This is a genomic window from Hallella mizrahii, from assembly GCF_009695775.1.
GTDB classification, from domain to species: Bacteria; Bacteroidota; Bacteroidia; order Bacteroidales; family Bacteroidaceae; genus Prevotella; species Prevotella mizrahii.
The window spans coordinates 85,839-106,435 of the sequence record NZ_VUNG01000006.1 but is presented as its reverse complement, the minus strand read 5'-3'; the positions used below and the strand labels follow the sequence as shown (position 1 = coordinate 106,435).

The 20,597-nt window shown below is 51.1% G+C and carries 15 protein-coding genes; 8 read left to right on the top strand and 7 right to left on the bottom strand.

Annotated elements, in window-relative coordinates:
* The first annotated feature begins 5 nt into the window (after positions 1-5).
* The 3 genes from FYJ73_RS04380 to FYJ73_RS04370 are packed head-to-tail and all read left to right on the top strand — an operon-like array spanning position 6 to position 2,720.
* Positions 6-773: a DUF4843 domain-containing protein gene (locus tag FYJ73_RS04380; protein ID WP_154533491.1), complete on the top strand. Its 768-nt coding sequence runs from the start codon at positions 6-8 to the stop codon at positions 771-773.
* Positions 774-818: 45 nt separating this feature from the next.
* Positions 819-2,372: a PKD-like family lipoprotein gene (locus FYJ73_RS04375; protein WP_154533490.1), complete on the top strand. Its 1,554-nt coding sequence runs from the start codon at positions 819-821 to the stop codon at positions 2,370-2,372.
* A 42-nt stretch (positions 2,373-2,414) separates the two neighbouring features.
* On the top strand, positions 2,415-2,720 hold the full coding sequence (locus FYJ73_RS04370) for a hypothetical protein (RefSeq protein WP_154533489.1): 306 nt from the start codon (positions 2,415-2,417) through the stop codon (positions 2,718-2,720).
* Positions 2,721-2,994: 274 nt separating this feature from the next.
* Here FYJ73_RS04370 and pncB read toward each other — a convergent pair whose 3' ends face one another.
* Together pncB and FYJ73_RS04360 are read right to left on the bottom strand one after the other, a co-directional pair.
* Positions 2,995-4,194 (bottom strand): nicotinate phosphoribosyltransferase, encoded by a 1,200-nt coding sequence (gene pncB / locus FYJ73_RS04365; protein ID WP_154533488.1) that lies wholly within the window; start codon positions 4,192-4,194, stop codon positions 2,995-2,997.
* A gap of 639 nt (positions 4,195-4,833) precedes the next feature.
* Positions 4,834-5,541, bottom strand: a complete 708-nt coding sequence (locus tag FYJ73_RS04360) for an SIMPL domain-containing protein (protein ID WP_154533487.1) — start codon at positions 5,539-5,541, stop codon at positions 4,834-4,836.
* A gap of 1,273 nt (positions 5,542-6,814) precedes the next feature.
* Between FYJ73_RS04360 and FYJ73_RS04355 the strand changes: the two genes are divergently transcribed.
* On the top strand, positions 6,815-8,350 hold the full coding sequence (locus tag FYJ73_RS04355) for a CCA tRNA nucleotidyltransferase (protein ID WP_154533486.1): 1,536 nt from the start codon (positions 6,815-6,817) through the stop codon (positions 8,348-8,350).
* 151 nt (positions 8,351-8,501) lie between these two features.
* On the opposite strand, the gene asnB is transcribed toward FYJ73_RS04355, so the two are convergent.
* The 4 genes from asnB to FYJ73_RS04335 all read right to left on the bottom strand — a co-directional run bounded on the left by asnB (position 8,502) and on the right by FYJ73_RS04335 (position 13,492).
* Positions 8,502-10,223, bottom strand: coding sequence for an asparagine synthase B (asnB, locus tag FYJ73_RS04350; RefSeq protein WP_154533485.1), 1,722 nt, complete (start codon positions 10,221-10,223; stop codon positions 8,502-8,504).
* Between the two features lie 97 nt (positions 10,224-10,320).
* Positions 10,321-11,559 carry an ammonium transporter gene (locus FYJ73_RS04345; protein WP_154533484.1) on the bottom strand — a complete coding sequence of 413 codons (1,239 nt, stop codon included), beginning with the start codon at positions 11,557-11,559 and terminating at the stop codon, positions 10,321-10,323.
* Positions 11,560-11,773: 214 nt separating this feature from the next.
* On the bottom strand, positions 11,774-13,042 hold the full coding sequence (locus tag FYJ73_RS04340) for an ammonium transporter (RefSeq protein WP_154533483.1): 1,269 nt from the start codon (positions 13,040-13,042) through the stop codon (positions 11,774-11,776).
* A gap of 93 nt (positions 13,043-13,135) precedes the next feature.
* Positions 13,136-13,492 carry a P-II family nitrogen regulator gene (locus FYJ73_RS04335; protein WP_154533482.1) on the bottom strand — a complete coding sequence of 119 codons (357 nt, stop codon included), beginning with the start codon at positions 13,490-13,492 and terminating at the stop codon, positions 13,136-13,138.
* A gap of 326 nt (positions 13,493-13,818) precedes the next feature.
* Here FYJ73_RS04335 and dapF point away from each other — a divergent pair, with 326 nt between their 5' ends.
* From dapF to FYJ73_RS04315, 4 genes are all read left to right on the top strand, one after another.
* Positions 13,819-14,703 (top strand): diaminopimelate epimerase, encoded by an 885-nt coding sequence (gene dapF / locus FYJ73_RS04330; protein ID WP_154533481.1) that lies wholly within the window; start codon positions 13,819-13,821, stop codon positions 14,701-14,703.
* Between the two features lie 71 nt (positions 14,704-14,774).
* Positions 14,775-16,013: an LL-diaminopimelate aminotransferase gene (locus tag FYJ73_RS04325; protein WP_154533480.1), complete on the top strand. Its 1,239-nt coding sequence runs from the start codon at positions 14,775-14,777 to the stop codon at positions 16,011-16,013.
* A gap of 207 nt (positions 16,014-16,220) precedes the next feature.
* Entirely contained in the window at positions 16,221-16,904 is a 684-nt protein-coding gene (locus FYJ73_RS04320; protein WP_336509571.1) for a hypothetical protein, read from the top strand.
* A gap of 110 nt (positions 16,905-17,014) precedes the next feature.
* A complete protein-coding gene (locus tag FYJ73_RS04315; RefSeq protein ID WP_154533479.1) occupies positions 17,015-19,204 on the top strand; it encodes a glutamine synthetase III family protein in 2,190 nt (729 codons plus the stop codon).
* Between the two features lie 178 nt (positions 19,205-19,382).
* On the opposite strand, the gene FYJ73_RS04310 is transcribed toward FYJ73_RS04315, so the two are convergent.
* On the bottom strand, positions 19,383-20,576 hold the full coding sequence (locus FYJ73_RS04310) for a DUF4861 family protein (protein WP_154533478.1): 1,194 nt from the start codon (positions 20,574-20,576) through the stop codon (positions 19,383-19,385).
* Positions 20,577-20,597: the final 21 nt, after the last annotated feature.

Below are 20,597 nucleotides of genomic sequence, written 5' to 3'. Positions count from 1 at the left end.
AAGACATGAAAAAGATATTTGTTTTTCTCTCTGCGGTGATACTGCTCGCTGCCTTCTCTGCCTGTGAGCAGGATCTGCCCACGTACAGCGACCCGCAGGCAAGGCTCAACTTCGACTACACTCAATACACCAGCGGTGTGGTCAACTACTCCTTTGTCTTCAGCAAAGGAAAAACGAAGGATACCGCGTGGATACAGCTCAACACCATGGGCAAGCTCTCCAATGAGAACCGTCCGTTTGAGTTGCAACAGATCACATCGGGCAACCACGACGCCATACCTGGCAAGCACTACGTAGGCTTCGACGACGAGGCGATGAAGTCTTACCTCACCGTGCCCGCAGGAAAGAACTATGCCCGAGTGCCCATCATCCTGCTCAAAGACGAGACACTTGACACCGCCACCTTCATCCTCAACGTGGCGCTGAAGCCCAATGTCAACTTCCAAGTGGGCTACTTCACTCAGGCTTCCATGCAGATCACCATCACCAACGAGCTCAGCCGCCCATCGGTATGGCGCGACTTCGGCAGCCTGATGTGGTATTGGTTCGGCAATTGGGGCAAGGTGAAACACCAGTTCATGATCGATCATACCGGCAAGAACTGGGATGACGCCTACATCAACAGCATCAGCAACAACCAAGACTTGATGCGCTATTATCAAAACAAGTTACAGAAAGAGCTCGACGCCCTCAACCAGCAGCGCGCCGCGCAAGGCTTAGATCCGCTGAAAGAAGCCGACGGCACACTGGTTGACTTCGCCGGTGGCTTCTAAAGGCTTGTCTTCCCAACTGTTTCATACATAAAAACATCGACGTTTATGAACTTCAAACATATCCTTCTCCCCGTAGCCATGGTGCTGACGCTACTCGCCTCCTGCGTTTCCGACGACTCCACCTACGGCACACCGGGAAAGACCTTCATCCGTCTCTCGGGCATCGCTGAGAGCTATAGCATTGCTTCCTACAGCAGCGAGAAGCTTGTCATCAAGCCGCAGATCAGTTCTTCTTTCGACGACAACGACTTGGAATATCTGTGGACTTACTATCTCGCTTCCAAAGGCACGGAGAGTACTTACGATCCCAACACCAACACGACGACCTATCCCAAGGCCGACACGCTCAGTCACAACCGCGACCTTGACATGCCAGTGGGTCTGCCCGACGGCAACTATAAACTCATCTACACGGTCACTTCGAAGTCTACCGGCTACAGCCAGCACTTCGTCACGGCACTCAACACGGCATCGGCATTGGCCGAGGGCTTCTATGTGCTCAAGGAGAACAGCGAGGGCAACACCGATCTCGATCTCTACAATCCCTCAAAGAAGTCGCTGGTCAGCAACGTGCTCCAGACCTATCAAGGCAAAGCCATGCCGGGAGCGCCACGCTGCATGGATGTCATCTACAACATGAGCTATGTCGACGCACAAGGCAATCCCGCCGGTGCGAACATGCTCTGCCTCACCACAGAAGCCGACAGCATGCGCTTCATGAGCCTGCAGGACGGACGAACAGTCGTCAGTCCTGCCAACGCCCACTACGATCCGGTGAAGGGTGAGATCCCTTATCGTACCGTGAGAGGATGGTACAGTATCTATTATCTGACCAGCAACGGCGTGTATAGTTGCTACACGGGTTCCACCGGCATCTTTGCTTTTGCCAACGGTGATCCTGCCAGCGTGCATGTGGCCAGTGGCGGCAACGCTAGCTTCTACGCCATCTGCTATTGGAGTTCTACCGCACACAGCATCGAGGCACTCGACTACAACGGCACGTCGATGCCTGTCATCTCTGCCGTCCCCGGCTATGAGGCTACTAACCTGCAGGCGACTTGTCTCGACTGTGGCTTCTGCGAGGCTGCCGGCGGCAAGACTTATTTTCTCTTGCAGGACAACAACGACGCGTCAAAGAAACTGCTCTATGCCATCGACTGCGCCATGACGAAAGCCACCATCAGCAGTGTGCGCGCCATCAGTCCTGACAGTCATTTTGCCAAGGCTTCCCTGCGTGCCTTCAACAGCCGTACGGCAACTATCGGCTACGCTGTCGACGACAACAAGCTCTACAGTTATAATCTCGTACAGGAAGAGGCTGAGAAGCAACTCTCGCTGCAGGGGATTCCTGCCGACGAGAAGATTACCTTTGTGAGCAACCGCTACTTCGCGGGCAGCTCGTCATTTGACTATCTCATCATCGGCACGCAGAAATCAGGAACTTATCACCTCTATTTCTACAACATGGTTGGCGGTGAACCTACCGGCGCACCCGCGTTCACGATTAGTGGTGAAGGCAAGCTCAAGAGTTTGGGTTATGTCAATCCGCTCGTGAAAGAGGGCGACGATGCCACTTTGCTGCCGATACTCGACGAATGAGCAAAAAAGTAAAAAAGGTAAAAAAGTAATATCCATAACAACATGATATTAAAACATTACCTTCTCGCGGCTGCACTACTTCTTTGCGGCTTGTCTTCTACGCACGCCATCAGCTGCGCTGAGCTCATCAAGTACGCACAGACGCTGAAAGGCAAGAAAGGCGCTGAACTCAAAGCGGCACTGCACCCGCTCTTGGCTCCTAAAAAGGTACTCGAATATGGCAGCGGAACACAAAACACTTGGTGGGGATTCTGGTACACCGACCGGGATCCGAAGACCAACGAATGCTACAACCGTTACAGTTCCAACAAATATCCGCTACAACCTCAAAGGTCAGCGAGTCGATGAGCACTACAAAGGCATTGTCGTTGTCAACGGTAAAAAGATAATTGTGAAATAATAAAATTTTGACGAAAACAGCAACTGGTATTTAAAACATCAACAGGTGTTTACTTAGTTGCATGTCCCCGGAGGGGGACACACTATGAATGACCCCATGTCTCTCTGTCCTTGTGAGACCTTAGCCTCACAAGGACAGAGAGACATGGGGTTGTACAATGGTAGGGATATGTCGTAGAGGACTCCCATGGATGAATGAAGTAACTTTTTACTTTTTTACCTTTCAAAGGTGCAGCGCCTCCATGAATCGTCTGATCACCTGTGGGTTGCCGGTGTGCTTGCCACTGTCTTCACTGATCTTGCAGGTATCGTTGTAGAATGGCCACGACTCAGTGATCTTGGCAGCTACAAGTTTGATGACGATGTTCATCGGGCGTATGTTGTCGAAGTCGTTGGTGAAATGCGTGCCGATGCCAAACGAGGGTTGCACATACTTTTCTGCTACTTTCTGCAATGCAATGGCTCGGTTGGTGTCGAGAGCGTTGGAGAAGATGACCTGCTTCGACTTGGAGTCGATGCCTAAGCTCCGGTATTTAGCACAGATCCTTTGCAGTTGCTCTATGTTATCGCCGGAATCGACACGCAGACCCTTAAAGAGGTTGGCAAAATCTTCGGAGAAGTTCAGAGAGAAGATATTCCACCCGAAGGTGTCGTAGAGATATGTGCCGAGTGCTCCATTGAAAGTATGTCTCCAGGCATTCATGGCGATGTGGTTGGCCATCTGTGGGCCGTACATACCTCCTATGGCTGCTATGAACTCGTGCGCCATGGTGCCTACAGGGGTAAGGTCGTATTTCATGGCGAGATAGACGTTGCTTGTCCCTACGAATCTGCCTTTCCAATGCCGCGCTTTCTGGCAGTCTTTCATGGCTTTGACCACTGTGTCCTCGGCTTGGAACGACGCACGGCGGCGTGTGCCAAAGTCGGAATAGGTACATCCTGCCTCAAGCAGACGCTCTGCCTTGTGGTAAGTTTTATGGTAATATGCGTCATAGTCAAACTTGTCTTTTTCGTTGCACACGATATAGTACAGTTCTGAAACGATGGCGAGCACCTTTACCTCCAGCAAGATCGTCTCTGCCCAAACGCCTTCAAACTCTATATGCAAATGCCCGTTCTCGTCCTGCCAGGCGTGAACCCACTTGCGACTGAAACGAAAGCCGCGCAGATAGATGAAGAACCAGTCGGGTAGATAATAGCATTTACGCCGCATAAAGGCAATCTCTTCGTCGGTGATGGTGAGCTTTTCGAGATACCCCACCTGCTCCATGACGAGGTCGGCAAATCCCTTGGGATAGACGGTGTTGTCACGGTCGTTGAATTCATACTTCACCCATGCGCGTGGATAGTTGTCGATCACTGCACAGCACATTGTGAATTTGTATAGGTCGTCGTCGGTAAAATGGTTGATGATTTGCCGCATAATATAATTTTCTATAAAACTTTTTGAGGAGCAATGGACAGTTGGGTGACAAGGAACATCAATGGTGGCTCGATGAGCATGTCGTGGCTGCCAGTGCCTAATTGTAATATAACGTGTTCCTATCCTGAATATTGTCTGCCGGTATGCTCTTTTCTTTTGGAATTTCAGAAAGACGTAGTAGTGATTGGAACACAGACAAGGTGATTTAGAATTGAAATGTGTTGACAAAACAACTTCATTCCGAAGATGCAATCTAGAGAAACCACAATGGTGAAAATGGCAGAAAAGTGGCTTTGAAAGACGGAAAAACGAAGATGCCGCTGTCAAAACAGTAAGATGACCTCATCAAACAACTGAGATGACCTTATCAAACAACTGAGATGACCGGGTAAAACAACTGAGATGACTGCATCAAAAGGGTACTTTGACAGGAATTTCTTTCAAGAATATCCTGTCAAAGAGCCTCTTCTGTGATATGCAATTCGTCAAAGTGTCGATATCTTGCTGTTAGTCAGGGTGTTATCAAAAACTCCCTGAAAATCGCGAAAATCCGGGCAAAGGACGACTTGCTTCTGAAAATCGCCGTCTCAGAGCCGTTTTTTTGTCAGTTTCTTCAACAAGTTGTGCTTTGCCTGATGATTAGTCTTTCAACGAGTAGGTGACGGTGGTGACGACACGCACTCGCTTGATGTAAGGCGTGTTGACGTCTCGGTCATCGATGGAGAACTGTCCTTGGTCGGCACTGACAATCTTGTTGAGCTTGGAATGGCTGTTCTTGGCAAACTGTTGCGCCGTCTGCTCAGCATTCTCAATGGCCTCGGTCATCATCTTCGGCTTCATTTTCTTAAATGAAGTCAACTGATAGCTCAGGCAGTTGGCCGCGTCGTAGTCGCTTGCCACCACGGCAACGCCCTGCTTGAGCAACTCACCTTGGCGTGCGATGATCTGGCGCACTTGGTCGACATGCGTCGAGGTGACGGTCATCACCGCCGTGACATTGTAGCGGTAAGGCTTGTCGTTGCCCGAATACTGCTCCGCGTTCATGTCGATAACCTTCGGTGCTCCCGTGCTGATCTCGCCGGGCTGGATGCCATTGGAGAGCAGAAACTGCCGGATGGTCTTCTGTTTGGCAGCGATACGGTCATAGAGTTCGGGCAGGTCGTCGCCGATCTCCTTGGTGATAATCGGCCACGTCACCTTGTCGGCCTTGACTTCCTTCTCGGCGAGTCCTTTCACGGTGACCTTGCGGTCTTTCTCTGTGAAGTTGTCCATACCGGCTTTCAGAAAGATGCCGAGCAAGACGATGCCCAGGGCCACAATGGCAGAAGAGAGAATACGTTCTTTCATGGTCTTATGCTTTTAATGGTTGATTTAGATTTCTATCTGATGGTTGCAAAATTAAGAGATAGACCTCAAAGTCGCAAAGGGAAATCCCTATTCTTTGTGAGGATTTCCGATTGTGTGAGAGGAAAAACGGGAATGACTCTGTGTGAGATGAGAGGAAAGTACATGCGAAAAGAGCGGGAAGGTGTGATTCTTCGCGTTCTTGGCCGAAGATGCAATGTCTTGAAGTTGAATGCTCCATCTTCGATGGAATAACGAAGATGAACGAATATCGAAAATACATATTCGGTTATATTCATCCTGACTTCATCACATCTTTGGTTGGATGAAGTGCCATCATTGATTATCAGTTAGTTATAAGCTTAATTCAGCAATTGATGGTGACGAAATTCCGAATGATGGAATGATATCCCTCCTTAACAGCCCGGCAGACAGTCAATGTCTTTGTCCTGACTCATATTGCCTTGCATCTCCAGATGATAAAGAAAAAAGAAAATCATGTACAGGCTTACGCTCCATGAGGAGCTCTGAGTCTCAACCAGCGGGATAGCCTTACGAGCAAGCTCGACGGCTATCCCACTGGTTGAGACTCACCCCTTTCGGGGTCAAAGCCTATACATGAAGAAAATTGCCAAGGCATAAAATTGCGCAAGCGCATAAAATAAAGCGGCTGAATAGTCGTTTGCAAGTAAAACGTAAAAGTAAAACGCGTTACATGAATGCATGGCCCAAAGCACAGATAGAGCGTTATTATTACCACGACGATATCATCAGGGCTTTCTAAAATAATTGTGAGCAGATTTAGGGGGTGCTGAATATTTTATGCGCTCTGCGCAATTTTACGCGATAGCGATTTTCGTCACGGGCAGGCTTTGTCCCCCGTAGGGGGTGGTGCTGAGGTGATGGGGGGCAGCCGACGAGCTTGCTCGTAAGGCTGTCCCCCATCACCTCAGCACCATAGCTCCATGGGGAGCTAAAGTCTGTACGTGACTATTTTCCAAAAACTTATTCTCGATTCAGGGTGACGCATTGACGAAGTCAGGACGATGATGAACGAATATCGAAAATATGTATTCTTGATATTCGGTTATATTCTTTATTCCGCATAGCGGAGCGTTAACAAGAAAAGACAGAGTAACAGACTTATACTTTACAAGGCAAAGCCTTCTCTGTGTCCCTATGTCTCCGTGTGAGATATAAAAAAAACGAATTTTCTGATTCTTTTTTTTTGTATTGTATTCGGTTTGCAGTACCTTTGTACCTTAAAACGAAAATTATGAGAATGCTGAGTGACGACGAGCTGGCTATGCTGCTCGACAAAAAAATCTTTCACACTATATCGGAAGTGGCCGACGGCCTGGGCGTAGAGTGCTACGTTGTAGGGGGCTATGTGCGTGACCTCTTCCTCGAAAGACCATCCAACGACATCGACGTGGTCGTCGTCGGAAGCGGCATCGATGTGGCACAAACTTTGAAGAACCGGCTCGGACGAGCCGCCCATCTGAGTGTATTCCGCAACTTCGGCACTGCACAAGTCAAATACCACGACACAGAGGTGGAGTTTGTCGGTGCACGCAAGGAAAGCTACAGCCACGACAGCCGCAAGCCGCATGTCGAAGACGGCACGCTGGAGGACGACCAGAACCGGCGCGACTTCACCATCAACGCGCTGGCCGTCTGTCTCAACGCCGACCGATTTGGCGAGCTCGTCGATCCTTTCGACGGACTCGCTGACCTGGAGGACGGCATCATCCGCACGCCCCTTGACCCTGACATTACCTTTTCCGACGACCCGCTGCGCATGATGCGCTGCGTGAGATTTGCCACACAGTTGAAGTTCTATATCGAAGACGAGACCTTCGACGCATTGACACGCAACGCCGAACGGCTGAAGATCATCAGTGGAGAGCGCATCGAGGAGGAACTCAACAAGATCATTCTCGCTGACCAACCCAGCCGTGGCTTCGTGGACCTGCACCGTGCGGGGCTGCTCACGCTGATTCTCCCTGAGCTCACCGTACTCGACAATGTGGAGACACGCAAGGGCCGTGCACATAAAAACAACTTCTACCATACCCTCGAAGTCCTCGACAACGTTTGTCGCCGACAGGACGAGCGCCGGAGCTATCTTGTGGAGAAACTCCAGGATAAGGATGCCGACGAAAAGCAAAAAGAGGAGTGGAAAGCCGACCTTCAGCATCTCGACGACCACCGTCTCTGGCTGCGCTGGGCTGCGCTGATGCACGATGTCGGCAAGGCAAAGTGCAAGCGGTGGGACGACGTGCAGGGCTGGACCTTCCACAACCACAACTATGTAGGTGCCAAGATGGTGCCGGCGATCTTCCGGCGCATGAAGCTGCCGATGGACATGAAGATGAAATATGTGCAGAAACTGGTGGACTTGCACATGCGGCCTATTGTCATCGCCGACGAAGAGGTCACCGACAGTGCCGTCAGACGACTGGTCAATGATGCTGGCGACGACATCGACGACCTGATGATGCTCTGCGAAGCCGACATCACCAGCAAGAACAGCCAACGCAAGCAGCGCTTCCTGGAGAACTTCCGCATGGTGCGTGAGAAGATCACGGATCTGAAAGAGAAGGACTACAAGCGTCTGCTGCAGCCCTGCATCGACGGCAATGAGATCATGGAGATGTTCGACCTGAAGCCTTCAAGAGAGGTAGGACAGCTCAAACAAGCTTTGAAGCAGGCTGTACTCGACAACACCGTACCCAACGAGCGCGAGCCCCTCATGGCACTGTTGCAGGAGAAAGCTAAGGCGTTAGGACTGAAAACGAAACAAGTATAAGAAGACTAAGCAAAGCTGGGTAAAGCTTGCTCATGGCTATAGACCATAAGAAAGAGGCTGCAGCCTAACGGATGCAGCCTCTTTTACGTATGTATCCTTGAAAACGAATCTTACTTTTGAAGGAAATAATCCTGCAACTATACAACAACGATTACTCAACGTCCTCGTGCACATCTTTGACGGCACGTCCGCTGGGCTCATTCATGTTTTTGAAGGCTTCGTCCCAAGCGAGGGCTTCAGCAGTGGAGCATGCCACACTCGGCACGCTGGGCACTGAGCGGGCGGCAGAGTCGCTGGGGAAGTGCTCGGCAAAGATCGAACGATAGTAATACTCCTCTTTGTTGCGCGGCGGATTGATCGGGAAGCGCTCAGCAGCGTGCGCCATCTGCTCGTCGCTGACGGCTGAAGCGGTGATCTGCTTCAAGGTGTCGATCCAACTGTAGCCTACGCCGTCGGAGAACTGCTCTTTCTGACGCCATGCCACTTCCTCGGGGAGCATGTCGGTGAACGCGTCACGCACCACCTTCTTCTCGATGGTCTTGCCCGGACACATCTTATAGCTCGGATCTATCGTCATGGCTACATCCAGGAACTCCTTGTCGAGGAAGGGCACACGACCCTCCACGCCCCACGCTGCCAGACTCTTGTTGGCACGCAGACAGTCGTACTGATAGAGTTTGGAAAGCTTGCGCACGGTCTCTTTGTGGAACTCCTCCGGCGACGGAGCCTTGTGGAAATAGAGATAACCACCGAAGATCTCATCGGCACCCTCGCCCGAGAGCACCATCTTGATGCCCATCGACTTGATGACACGGGCCAGGAGATACATCGGCGTAGAAGCACGCACGGTGGTCACATCATAGGTCTCGATGAAATAGATCACGTCGCGGATGGCGTCAAGACCTTCCTGAATGGTGTAGTTGATCTCGTGGTGTACGGTGCCGATATAGTCCGCGACAAGCTTAGCCTTGGCCAAGTCCGGCGCACCTTTCAAGCCGACTGCAAAGCTGTGAAGCCGTGGCCAGTAGGCACGTGTCTCGCCGCCTTCCTCAACACGTGTGGAAGAGAAGCGCTCGGAAATGGCAGAGATCACCGACGAGTCCAGTCCGCCGGAGAGCAACACGCCGTAAGGCACGTCGCTCATCAGCTGACGCTTCACAGCCGACATCAGTCCCTGACGGATCTCCTCTACGGCCTGACCGTAAGACAGGGCAGTTTTGGGGCGAGTCTTTCCTTCCATCCAATCACGGTGATAATAGCGCTTCATGCCCGGATCCTTGCTCCAATAGTAGTGACCGGGCAGGAACGGCTCGTAATGATCGCACTGTCCTTCCAGTGCTTTCAACTCACTGGCGACATATACCTTGCCGTCAGGATCGTAACCTATATAAAGAGGTATCACGCCGATAGGGTCGCGGGCTACGAGGAATGAGCCATCCTCGGCATCATAGAGCGCAAAGGCAAAGATGCCACTGAGCTTCTCTATCATGCGGACGATGGAAGCATGCAAGGACTCGGCCGATGTCAGTGAGTGCGCTGCCTCCTTCCACTGACGGTACAGAGCAAGGATCACTTCGCAGTCGCTGCCCGTCTGAAAAGCATAGTCGGGGAAAGACGACCGGATGTCGAGGTGGTTGTAGATCTCACCGTTCACGGCGAGCACTTCCTTCTTGTCGGGCGAGAACAGTGGCTGCTTACCGCTCTCTGGGTCTACAATGCTCAGTCGCTCATGACAGAGGATGGCTGAGCTGCCGGTGTATATACCACTCCAGTCGGGTCCGCGATGACGGATCTTCTGACTCATACGCAACGCCTTTTGGCGCAAATCAGGAGTCTGCTCCTGAATGTTGAAAATTCCTACTATTCCACACATGGTTGTAAAAGCTTTTAATTTTGTGAATGTATACGTTGAAACTCCCAAGAGCAAGCGTCACCGGAGTGACGATGCCCGAGGGAGCTGTGTTTTTCAGTTAGAGATTATATGCTGATTCTCCGTGCTCGTAGATGTCAAGTCCTTCTTCCTCCACACGAGCGTCAACACGCATGCCGACCGTCTTGTCGATGATGACAAAGATGATCCATGTCAGCACACCGCTGAAGACGATGCCGAAGACTGTAGCGATGAGCTGCACACCCAGCTGATGCCAGTCGCCATAGAGTGCGCCACAGACCCCACCGGTCACCGCTTTGGTGGCAAAGACACCGGTCAGAACAGAACCGATGATACCACCGATGCCGTGCACGCCAAAAGCGTCGAGTGCGTCGTCGTAGCCGCAGACTCGTTTCACGAAGGCCACCATGAAGTAGCAGATCATGGAAGTGATGAGTCCTATACAGATAGCTCCAAGTACGTCCGTGCTGCCGGCTGCCGGCGTGATGGCCACCAAGCCAGCCACAGCACCCGTGCACATGCCCACGCAGGTGGGACGGCCGCTGTGAATCCAGTCGATCGTCATCCACGTGACGGCGGCTACTGCTGTTGCCAGATGAGTGACAAGGAAAGCGTTGGCGTCAAGACCGTCGGCGGTCAGACCGCTGCCTGCATTGAAACCAAACCATCCCAGCCACAGCATGGCGGCACCGATGAACACAAAGGGAACGTTGGTGGCTGGTATAGGACGCCCCGGACGATAGCCGGTACGACGCCCCAGCATCAGAGCGGTCACCAAGGCAGCGACACCAGCATTGATATGTACCACTGTGCCACCGGCAAAGTCTATGGCTCCCATCTGCTGAAGGAAACCACCACCCCAGACGAAGTGGGCCATGGGATAATAGACGATGACAGACCAAAGAATCGTGAACAACAGAAAAGCCGAGAAGCGCATGCGCTCGGCAAACGCACCAATGATCAGCGCAGGAGTGATCACGGCAAACATGCACTGGAAGAGTACAAACGTCAACTCGGGGATATGGGCCGGCGCCAACACCGAGTGAATGGTCACGCCACGGAGAAAGACCTTGTCGAAACCTCCGATCACGCCTCCCAAAGCCGTACCCTGAAGACTGGTACCAAATACCCAGCTGTAGCCAATGGCTACCCAGAGAATGCTGCCCACGGCAGTGCAGATGAGACACTGCATGAGAATGCTAAGGATGTTCTTTGAACGTACGAGGCCACCGTAGAACAATGCCAGGGCCGGAACGGTCATAAACATCACTAAGATAGTGGCAGTGGTGATCCACGCTGTATTTCCTGTATCAATCATAATGGTTGAGTTGTTTTACTATTCGTTTGCTTCTGTCCTTGTCTTGATGGTTACTTACACAGAATCTTTTTGAATCAGTTGATGAATAATGAGTTGTAATGATAACAAAGTTTGGAAACGGGTTCCGATGATCTTTGGAAACGGGTTCCGATGGAAAGACCTCGGTCTCCCCGAAGGGAGGCTGAAGTCTTCAAGTATTAGAGTTAAGTGGAAACTATCCGTTGTAGCAGCTCTCGCCGTGCTCATAGATGTCAAGTCCCTCTTCCTCCACGCGCTTGTCAACACGGAGTCCAACGGTGTGCTTGATCGTCCAGAAGAGTACAATACCGCAGGCGGCTGCCCAAGCGTCTACACAAAGAACGCCGAAGGCCTCTGCACCGAAGAATCCGAAGCCGTGACCATAGAAAGCACCCTCACTGGTGGAGAATAGACCGGTCAGCAAAGTACCGAGAACACCATTGACCCAGTGAACGGAACTGGCACCGACAGGGTCGTCGATATGAAGTTTCTGGTCGATGAACTCAACGGCAAACGGCAGTGCGATACCGCAGCAGCAACCGATGATGATAGAACCCACTACTGACACGCAGTCGCAACCGGCTGTGATACCTACCAGACCGGCAAGAATACCGTTCAGTGTCAATGAGAAGGATGGCTTACCATACTTCAGCCAGGTGAGGAACATGGTTGCCAGACCGCCACAGGCGGCTGCCATGTTGGTTGTCAGGAACACGTGGCTGATGGCCTCACGGTTGACCTGACCACTGGCTGCCAGCTGAGAGCCCGGGTTGAAACCGAACCAGCCAAACCAGAGGATGAACACACCGAGAGAAGCCAGCGTCAGGCTGTGACCCGGAATAGCGTTGCTCTTGCCGTCCTTGCGGTACTTGCCCAAACGGGGACCAAGGAAGATGGCACCCACCAAAGCCAGTACACCACCGACAGAGTGCACAACCGTGGAACCGGCAAAGTCGTGGAACGCATGACCGAAGGTGTCCATCATGAAACTGCCGTCAGCAGCGTTGCAAAGCCAGCCGCCACCCCAGGTCCAGTGACCCTCGACAGGATAGATGATCAAAGAAATGAAGAACGAATAGACAACATACATGTTGAACTTCGTACGCTCTGCCATGGCACCGGAAACAATGGTAGCTGACGTGGCACAGAATACGGTCTCAAACATCAGGAAACCCTCTGTAGGCAAACCGTTGGCATTGTGGTAGAAAGAGAGATCGCCGAAGTTGGGCATGCCGATGAAGCCCTGACCATCAGAACCGAACATAAAGCCGAAACCGACAAACCAGAAAAGCACTGAGCCCAGCATGAAGTCGACGAAGTTCTTGAACAGAATGTTTGTGGTGTTTTTACGCCGGGTGAAACCCGCCTCACAATAGGCGAAACCTGGTTGCATAAAGAATACGAGCATGGCTGCAAGCAGCATCCATACGGTATCTATGGAAATGCTTAAATCTTGAACTGTCATAATACGATTGATTTTTTGTTACCCTAATTGTGTTTCTATGTTCTCTCTATTGCATACACCTTCTTTATATAGGAAAGAAAGCGTGCAGAAGCCTTATTTCTCCTGCTCTGCGTTATACAGGGCAATGTCTCCGCGCTCACCAGTACGGATGCGGATGGTGTCCTCAACCGGTATGATGAAGATACGTCCATCGCCGATCTCACCTGTGCGGGCGGCGTCGGTGATGGCCTTGACGGTCTTGTCGACGTTCTTGTCACGCACCACGATATTCATCAATACACGCTCTATACTGCTCGTATCGTACATCACGCCACGATAGATTCGGGCCTGGCGCATCTTTCCCTCACCACGGACATCGTAATAGGAAAACCATTCGATGTCGGCGGCAAGCAATGCTTCCTTTACATCCTCAAATTTAGTCTTACGGATGATCGCTTCAATCTTCTTCATAACTTACCTTTCTTTATGGTTAAACTAATGGTTGCTTACGTAATGTAATCTTTCGGGTGCAAAGTTAATACAATTTGTTTATACAGACAACAAACAATGCTCTTTTTGTTAGTGTTATTTTTTAATTGCTTGCAAAAAGTCTTCCGAAATGCCGGTTTCGTTGATAAACTGTAATGATTTTCGCCTTCAGACATTACAATCTAACACTTTCATAGAAAAAGTTTCTAAAAAATGTCGTGCTTTTCTTTGCGGTTCTATCTTTTTGTATTAACTTTGCAGCGTATTCAAAACATTAAGTCAATCAATAAGAAATAAATTGCTTCATTATGTCAAAGACCATTCACTTCACAAAGATGCACGGGGCTGGTAATGACTATATATACGTCAACACCTTATTATATAGTATCCCCGATCCGAGCGCAGCCTCCATCGCATGGAGCAAGCCGCATACGGGCATTGGCAGCGATGGACTGGTGCTTATTGGTAAACCGAAGGACGAGGAGAAAGCCGACTACGCGATGCGCATCTTCAATGCCGACGGTTCTGAAGCTATGATGTGCGGAAATGCAAGCCGGTGCATCGCCAAGTATCTTTATGAGAAAGGTATCACCGACAAGACTACGATCAGATTGGAGACGCTTTCCGGTGTGAAGATCCTCAGCCTGCATCTGAAAGCTGGAAAAGTGGAGAGTGTCACAGTAGATATGTTAGAGCCTGCCTTTGATGTCAAAGAGCAATTCACCGGGCATACACCCGACGAGTTGAACAGCGTCAAAGCCTTGTCTGACCACGTCCTACGGACAGAAGACGGAAAGCCCAAGAGTCTCTTTGTGAGTATGGGCAACCCACATTACGTCATCTTCGTGGACGATGTACAGCACATGGATATCACAACGTTAGGAAAGTTATTGGAGAGAGAGAAAGCCTTCCCACAGCGATGCAACATTGAGTTTGCACAGCTTGTGGGTGAAGGCAAGCTTCGCACCCGTGTCTGGGAACGGGGCAGCGGCATCACCATGGCTTGCGGCACAGGTGCTTGCGCCACAGCCGTAGCCGCCGCAAAGCTCGGTGTCTGTGGCAGACACGCTGTCATCGCCATGGACGGCGGCGATCTCGACATCACATGGAGTCCGAACGACAACCATGTATATATGACCGGACCGGCTGCTTTCGCCTTTGAGGGCGACATAGAATTGCCGGAAGATAAATAGGCAGACATGCTGAGAGACATAGAAAACGATAATGACAAACTTAACACACAACATAAAAGGAATTTAAGAATATGGCATTAGTAAACGAACACTTCCTGAAATTACCCGGCAACTATTTGTTTGCCGACATTGCCAAAAGGGTCAACGCCTTCAAGGTGTCGCATCCCAAGGTCAAGGTAATCAGCCTGGGTATCGGCGATGTGACGCGGCCGTTGGCTCCTGTGGTCATCGAAGCTATGCACAAAGCTGTGGATGAGATGTCCAACAAGGCCACTTTCCGTGGCTATGGACCGGAGAGAGGTTACGACTTCCTGCGCGAGGCTATTCAGAAAAACGATTTCCTGCCAAGAGGTATCCACATTGATCTCAACGAGATCTTCGTCAACGACGGCGCAAAAAGCGACACCGGAAACATTCAGGAAATCCTGCGCTGGGACAACAACATCGGCGTTACGGATCCTATCTATCCCGTATATGTCGACTCCAATGCGATGATCGGACGCGCAGGAGTCTTCGAAAATGGCAAATGGACAGACGTCACCTATTTCCCATGTACGGCAGACAACAACTTCGTACCACAGATTCCTGACCGTCACGTGGACATGATTTACTTGTGCTACCCCAACAATCCGACAGGTACTGTGCTTCCGAAAGAGGAACTTCGCAAGTGGGTGAACTTCGCACTGCGCAATGATTCCATCCTCTTCTACGATGCCGCTTATGAAGCATACATCACCGATCCGGAGATCCCCCACTCTATCTATGAGATCAAGGGAGCACGCAAATGCGCGATAGAGTTCCACAGCTACAGCAAGACGGCTGGTTTCACCGGTGTACGTTGCGGCTACACGATCATCCCGAAAGAGTTGACAGCCGTGACCGTTGACGGCAAGCAACGCGTCAATCTCAATCAGTTATGGGATCGCCGACAGAGCACGAAGTTCAACGGAACAAGCTATATCAGCCAGCGCGCCGCCGAAGCCATCTACACACCAGAGGGCAAGAAACAGATCCAAGAGACCATAGACTACTACATGGAGAACGCAAAGATCATGCGCGAGACGCTTAGCAAGCTCAGCTATAAGGTCTATGGCGGTGTCAACGCTCCTTATCTGTGGGTCAAGACGCCCGACGGCATGGACAGCTGGAAGTTCTTCGAGCAGCTGCTCTACGGATGCGGTGTTGTCTGCACACCGGGCGTGGGCTTCGGACCAAGCGGCGAAGGATATTTCCGCCTGACGTCCTTTGGCAACCGTGAAGACGTGCGTGAGGCTATGCGACGCATCGCCGAGTGGTCACTGAAGAAGTAAGATATATCTGGAATGCAGCAGTAGCCGCGAGAGGCAGCAAGAAACTGCAAATGCAGAGAGAGACCCACATGTCGAAAGACATCGGTCTTGAAGAGGAAACAGAGAGAAACGCAAGTGAGAGAAAACGGCAGACTGTCTTTCAGGATCGTACTGCCAAAATATGAACAATTAAAAATAAGTCGTTATGAAAAAGGTAAGAAGAATGATGTGTCTGGCTGCCATTGCCATGACAGCACTCACTGCAAGGCTCAGGACAAAGTAGAAGGTACGATCAGTACCGATGTTGTCAACCAGTATATCTGGCGTGGACAAGACTTAGGCGACGTGAGCATCCAGCCAACGCTGGGCATAGCTTACAAAGGGTTTTCTCTATCTGCATGGGGCAACGTGGGCTTGTCTGACAAAGACGACACCAAAGAGTTGGATCTCACTGCTACTTACACGACAGGAGGCTTCCACATTGGGGTGACAGACTACTGGTTTAATTCGCCCAACGACAAGTACTTCGCTTACAAGGCTCACGAGACGAGCCATGTGTTTGAAGGAAACATCGGTTACGACTTCGGTCCGCTGGCTGTCAACTGGTATACCAACTTCGCAGGAAACGATGGAGTGAACAAAGACGGAGACAGAGCCTACTCGTCCTATTTAGAGTTGGCCGCACCATTCAAACTGGCTTCTCTTGACTGGACCGCCACAGTAGGTGCCGTACCTTTCAGTACCTCATTCTACGCAACTGCCAACGGGTTCGCAGTCACCAACATAGGATTGAAGGCCTGCAAGGACATCGAGATCACCAAATCCTTCTCTGTTCCACTTTTCGCCGGCATTTATGCCAACCCCAGCACTCAGAAGGCTTACTTCACTTTCGGCTTCACACTGCATCCATAACCCACAACCGACAGCAGGAACAGCCTGCTAATAAAAACAAAAAACAACGTGGTGACCTCCTCAGCGAGGCACCACCTCTATAAAGAACTTTAACATCAACATTAAGAAATATGACTAGTTTACGATTTGATGCCGTCGCTGAGGCATCACGCAGAAAGCCCGTTGAGGTCATCTCACCGGTAGAGCGTCCTTCAGAATTCTTCGGCAAGAAAGTGTTCAACCGTCAGAAGATGTACAAATATCTTCCGTCGAAAGTGTATGACAAACTTATTGATGTTATCGACAACGGTGCACAGCTCGATCGCAGCATTGCCGATGCAGTGGCAGCAGGCATGAAGCAGTGGGCCGACGAGAATGGCGTCACACACTATACTCACTGGTTCCAGCCTCTGACAGAGGGAACGGCAGAGAAGCATGACGCTTTTATCGAGCATGACGGCAAGGGCGGTATGATTGAGGAATTCTCCGGTAAGCTGCTCGTACAGCAGGAGCCTGACGCATCCAGCTTCCCCTCCGGCGGTATCCGCTCGACCTTTGAGGCACGTGGCTACTCTGCTTGGGATCCTACATCACCTGTGTTTATCATCGACGACACGCTGTGTATCCCGACGATCTTCATTTCGTACACCGGTGAGGCTCTGGACTACAAGGCACCTCTGCTGCGCGCGCTCCACGCCGTGAACGTTGCCGCTACCGATGTCTGTCATTATTTCTATCCCGACGTGAAGAAGTGTATCAGCAACTTGGGATGGGAGCAGGAGTACTTCCTCGTCGACGAGGATCTCTATGCCGCACGTCCTGACCTTATGCTGACAGGCCGCACACTGATGGGCCACAGCTCTGCCAAGGACCAGCAGATGGACGACCACTACTTCGGAACCATTCCCGAGCGTGTTCAGGCCTTCATGAAAGACCTTGAGATTCAGGCTTTGGAGCTTGGCATTCCCTGCAAAACACGTCACAACGAGGTCGCTCCTAACCAGTTTGAGTGCGCTCCTATCTTCGAGGAAACAAACTTGGCTGTCGACCACAACATGCTGTTGATGAGCCTGATGAAGAAGGTTGCCCGCAAGCATGGCTTCCAGGTACTGCTTCACGAAAAGCCTTTCGACGGCATCAACGGTTCCGGTAAGCACAACAACTGGAGTCTTTCTACCGACACGGGCATCCTGCTCCACGGTCCAGGCAAGACTCCTGAGGACAACCTTCGCTTCATGGTGTTCATCGTCGAGACGTTGATGGGCGTATACAAGCACAATGGTCTGCTGAAAGCTTCTATCATGAGTGCTACCAACGCTCACCGTCTGGGCGCCAACGAAGCACCTCCAGCAATCATCTCTTCCTTCCTTGGCAAGCAGGTTTCTGACATTCTTGACCATATCGAGAAAGCTGACAAGAAAGACCTGTTCAATATCAAGGGCAAAGAGGGCGTGACGATTGATATCCCTGAGATTCCTGATATCATGCGCGACAACACCGACCGCAACCGTACTTCTCCATTTGCTTTCACCGGCAACCGCTTTGAGTTCCGTGCTGTAGGCTCTGAGGCTAACTGCGCCAGCGCCATGATCGTACTGAACACTGCTGTCGCTGAGGCTCTGACAGACTTCAAAAAGCGTGTCGATGCTATCATTGCCAAAGGCGAAGACAAGTTCTCTGCCATCATCGACGTGTTGCGTTCTGACATCAAGACCTGCGCTCCTATCCACTTCGACGGCAACGGCTACAGCGACGAATGGGTTGCTGAGGCTGAGAAACGTGGTCTGGACACCGAGAAGAGCTGCCCCGTGATCTTTGACCGCTACCTCGACGATGCAAGCATCAAGATGTTTGAGTCGATGGGCGTGATGAAGGAGAACGAGCTGAAAGCACGTAACGAAGTGAAGTGGGAAACCTATACCAAGAAGCTTCAGATCGAGGCTCGTGTACTCGGAGACCTGAGTATGAACCACATCATCCCGGTAGCTACTCACTATCAGAGCCAGTTGGCCAAGAATGTGGAGAACATGATGGACATCTTCGGAGCTGAGGAAGGCAAGAAACTCAGTGAGCGCAACCTGAAGATCATTAAGGAAATTGCTGAGCGTACCTCCATCATTGAGAAGGGTGTAGAAGACCTTGTCAATGCCCGTAAGGTCGCTAATAAGATAGAAGATGCCCGCGAGAAGGCTGTCGCCTACCATGACACCGTGGAGTCGAAGTTCCAGCCGATCCGTTATCAGATCGACAAGCTGGAGCTGGTAGTTGCCGACGAGCTTTGGACGCTGCCGAAGTATCGCGAGCTTCTGTTCATCCGATAAGCAAGGACAATCTATTTCTTTTATTGGTTGTTTAAGTTTGCTTGGTGCTTTTGCCGTGAGGCAAGGGCACCTTTTTTTTGTGTGTCGGGTATAACACATACAAAAAGTTCTGACCTCACCATTAAAGTATAAGGTCAGAACTCATGGAAGAATGAATGTCTATGAAAACAGTAGTATTTTACTTTGAGAACATGTAGTTCACAGGATGCCGCAGTGACTCGAGTGTCTCGTCGATGCGCAATTGCCACTCACGTTGGGTGCGAACATCATAGCGGCTCCAGGCAGAGCCGAAGTAGTAGGTATAACGCTCTCCGCTCTTCAGCGGACGCGTACCTAAGGCGTGGGCATAGCGGATCTTATCGGGATGATCGAGCGGCAAGACAAAGGTGGAGTCGACACCATCAGGGAAGAGTGTGGCGACAAACACCTGGCAGTTGTTGGCATAGATGTTGTCAGTGGGATCGGCATACTGCACGTAGTCTTTGCCCAAGACGACAGTAGTAGAGTCTGCGTCATGGAGTACGACACCTGTGGCGAGGCGTGCACCGGCAGGCAACTGGTCATACCAGACGGTCATACGGTTGAAGTTGCTGCCTTTGTCAAGGCTGATGATGCGATGTTCATTGCCATAGCTCACCTCGACGGTGAAGCGTAGTGGCCCGTTGTCCAGTATCTTGTAGGTCTTCCAGCAGTAAGGCATCTTGAGCTTGCCGTCGATAAGCAAGCCCGGCGCACCGCAGCCGAGCGTAGGACCTACATCGTAGGGATCATAGCCCGTGCCGTGATCGACATGATAGGATACGCCTTTCTCATCACCGGCATAACGGTCGTTGATGACGAGATCGGGGGTGTTCTTCACCCATACGTCCGTACCAAACGAGCGTTCGCCGGTCTTCTCCAGTGCCGGACCATAGATGCGATAGGCACCGCGGTCGTTTTCCCACGCTATATCATCCTTACGTTCCGGGACGAGACGGCCGTAGACCCATTGACGGTATTTCGAGGGCTGACCCACGGCAACGGTATAGGTCGTTGTGGACATCGGACGAACAAAGACGTCGACCAGCAGGTTGCCGTCATGATCCCACTGAGAAGTCACCTCGTTGCCTCGTTTGTCTTTGACGACAACGGATGTTCCGGCCTTCACTCCCAATGCTTTGCAGAGTTCACAGCCCTTGACTTCCACGACTTCATCGCGCTGGAATGATGAAGGGTTATGGAAGGTCAGCACCTTCACCTGAGTTTCGGAGCGAGGCTCTGCAGAAAGAGTAGTAGACGGAATCAGCAGGACAAATGACAGCAAAGACACGCCAACTGCTGCTAACTTTGTGGATTGTAGTGGTTGGTATTGCTGATTGAGAAGTCGATTCATGTGTTTTCTGAATGGGAACAT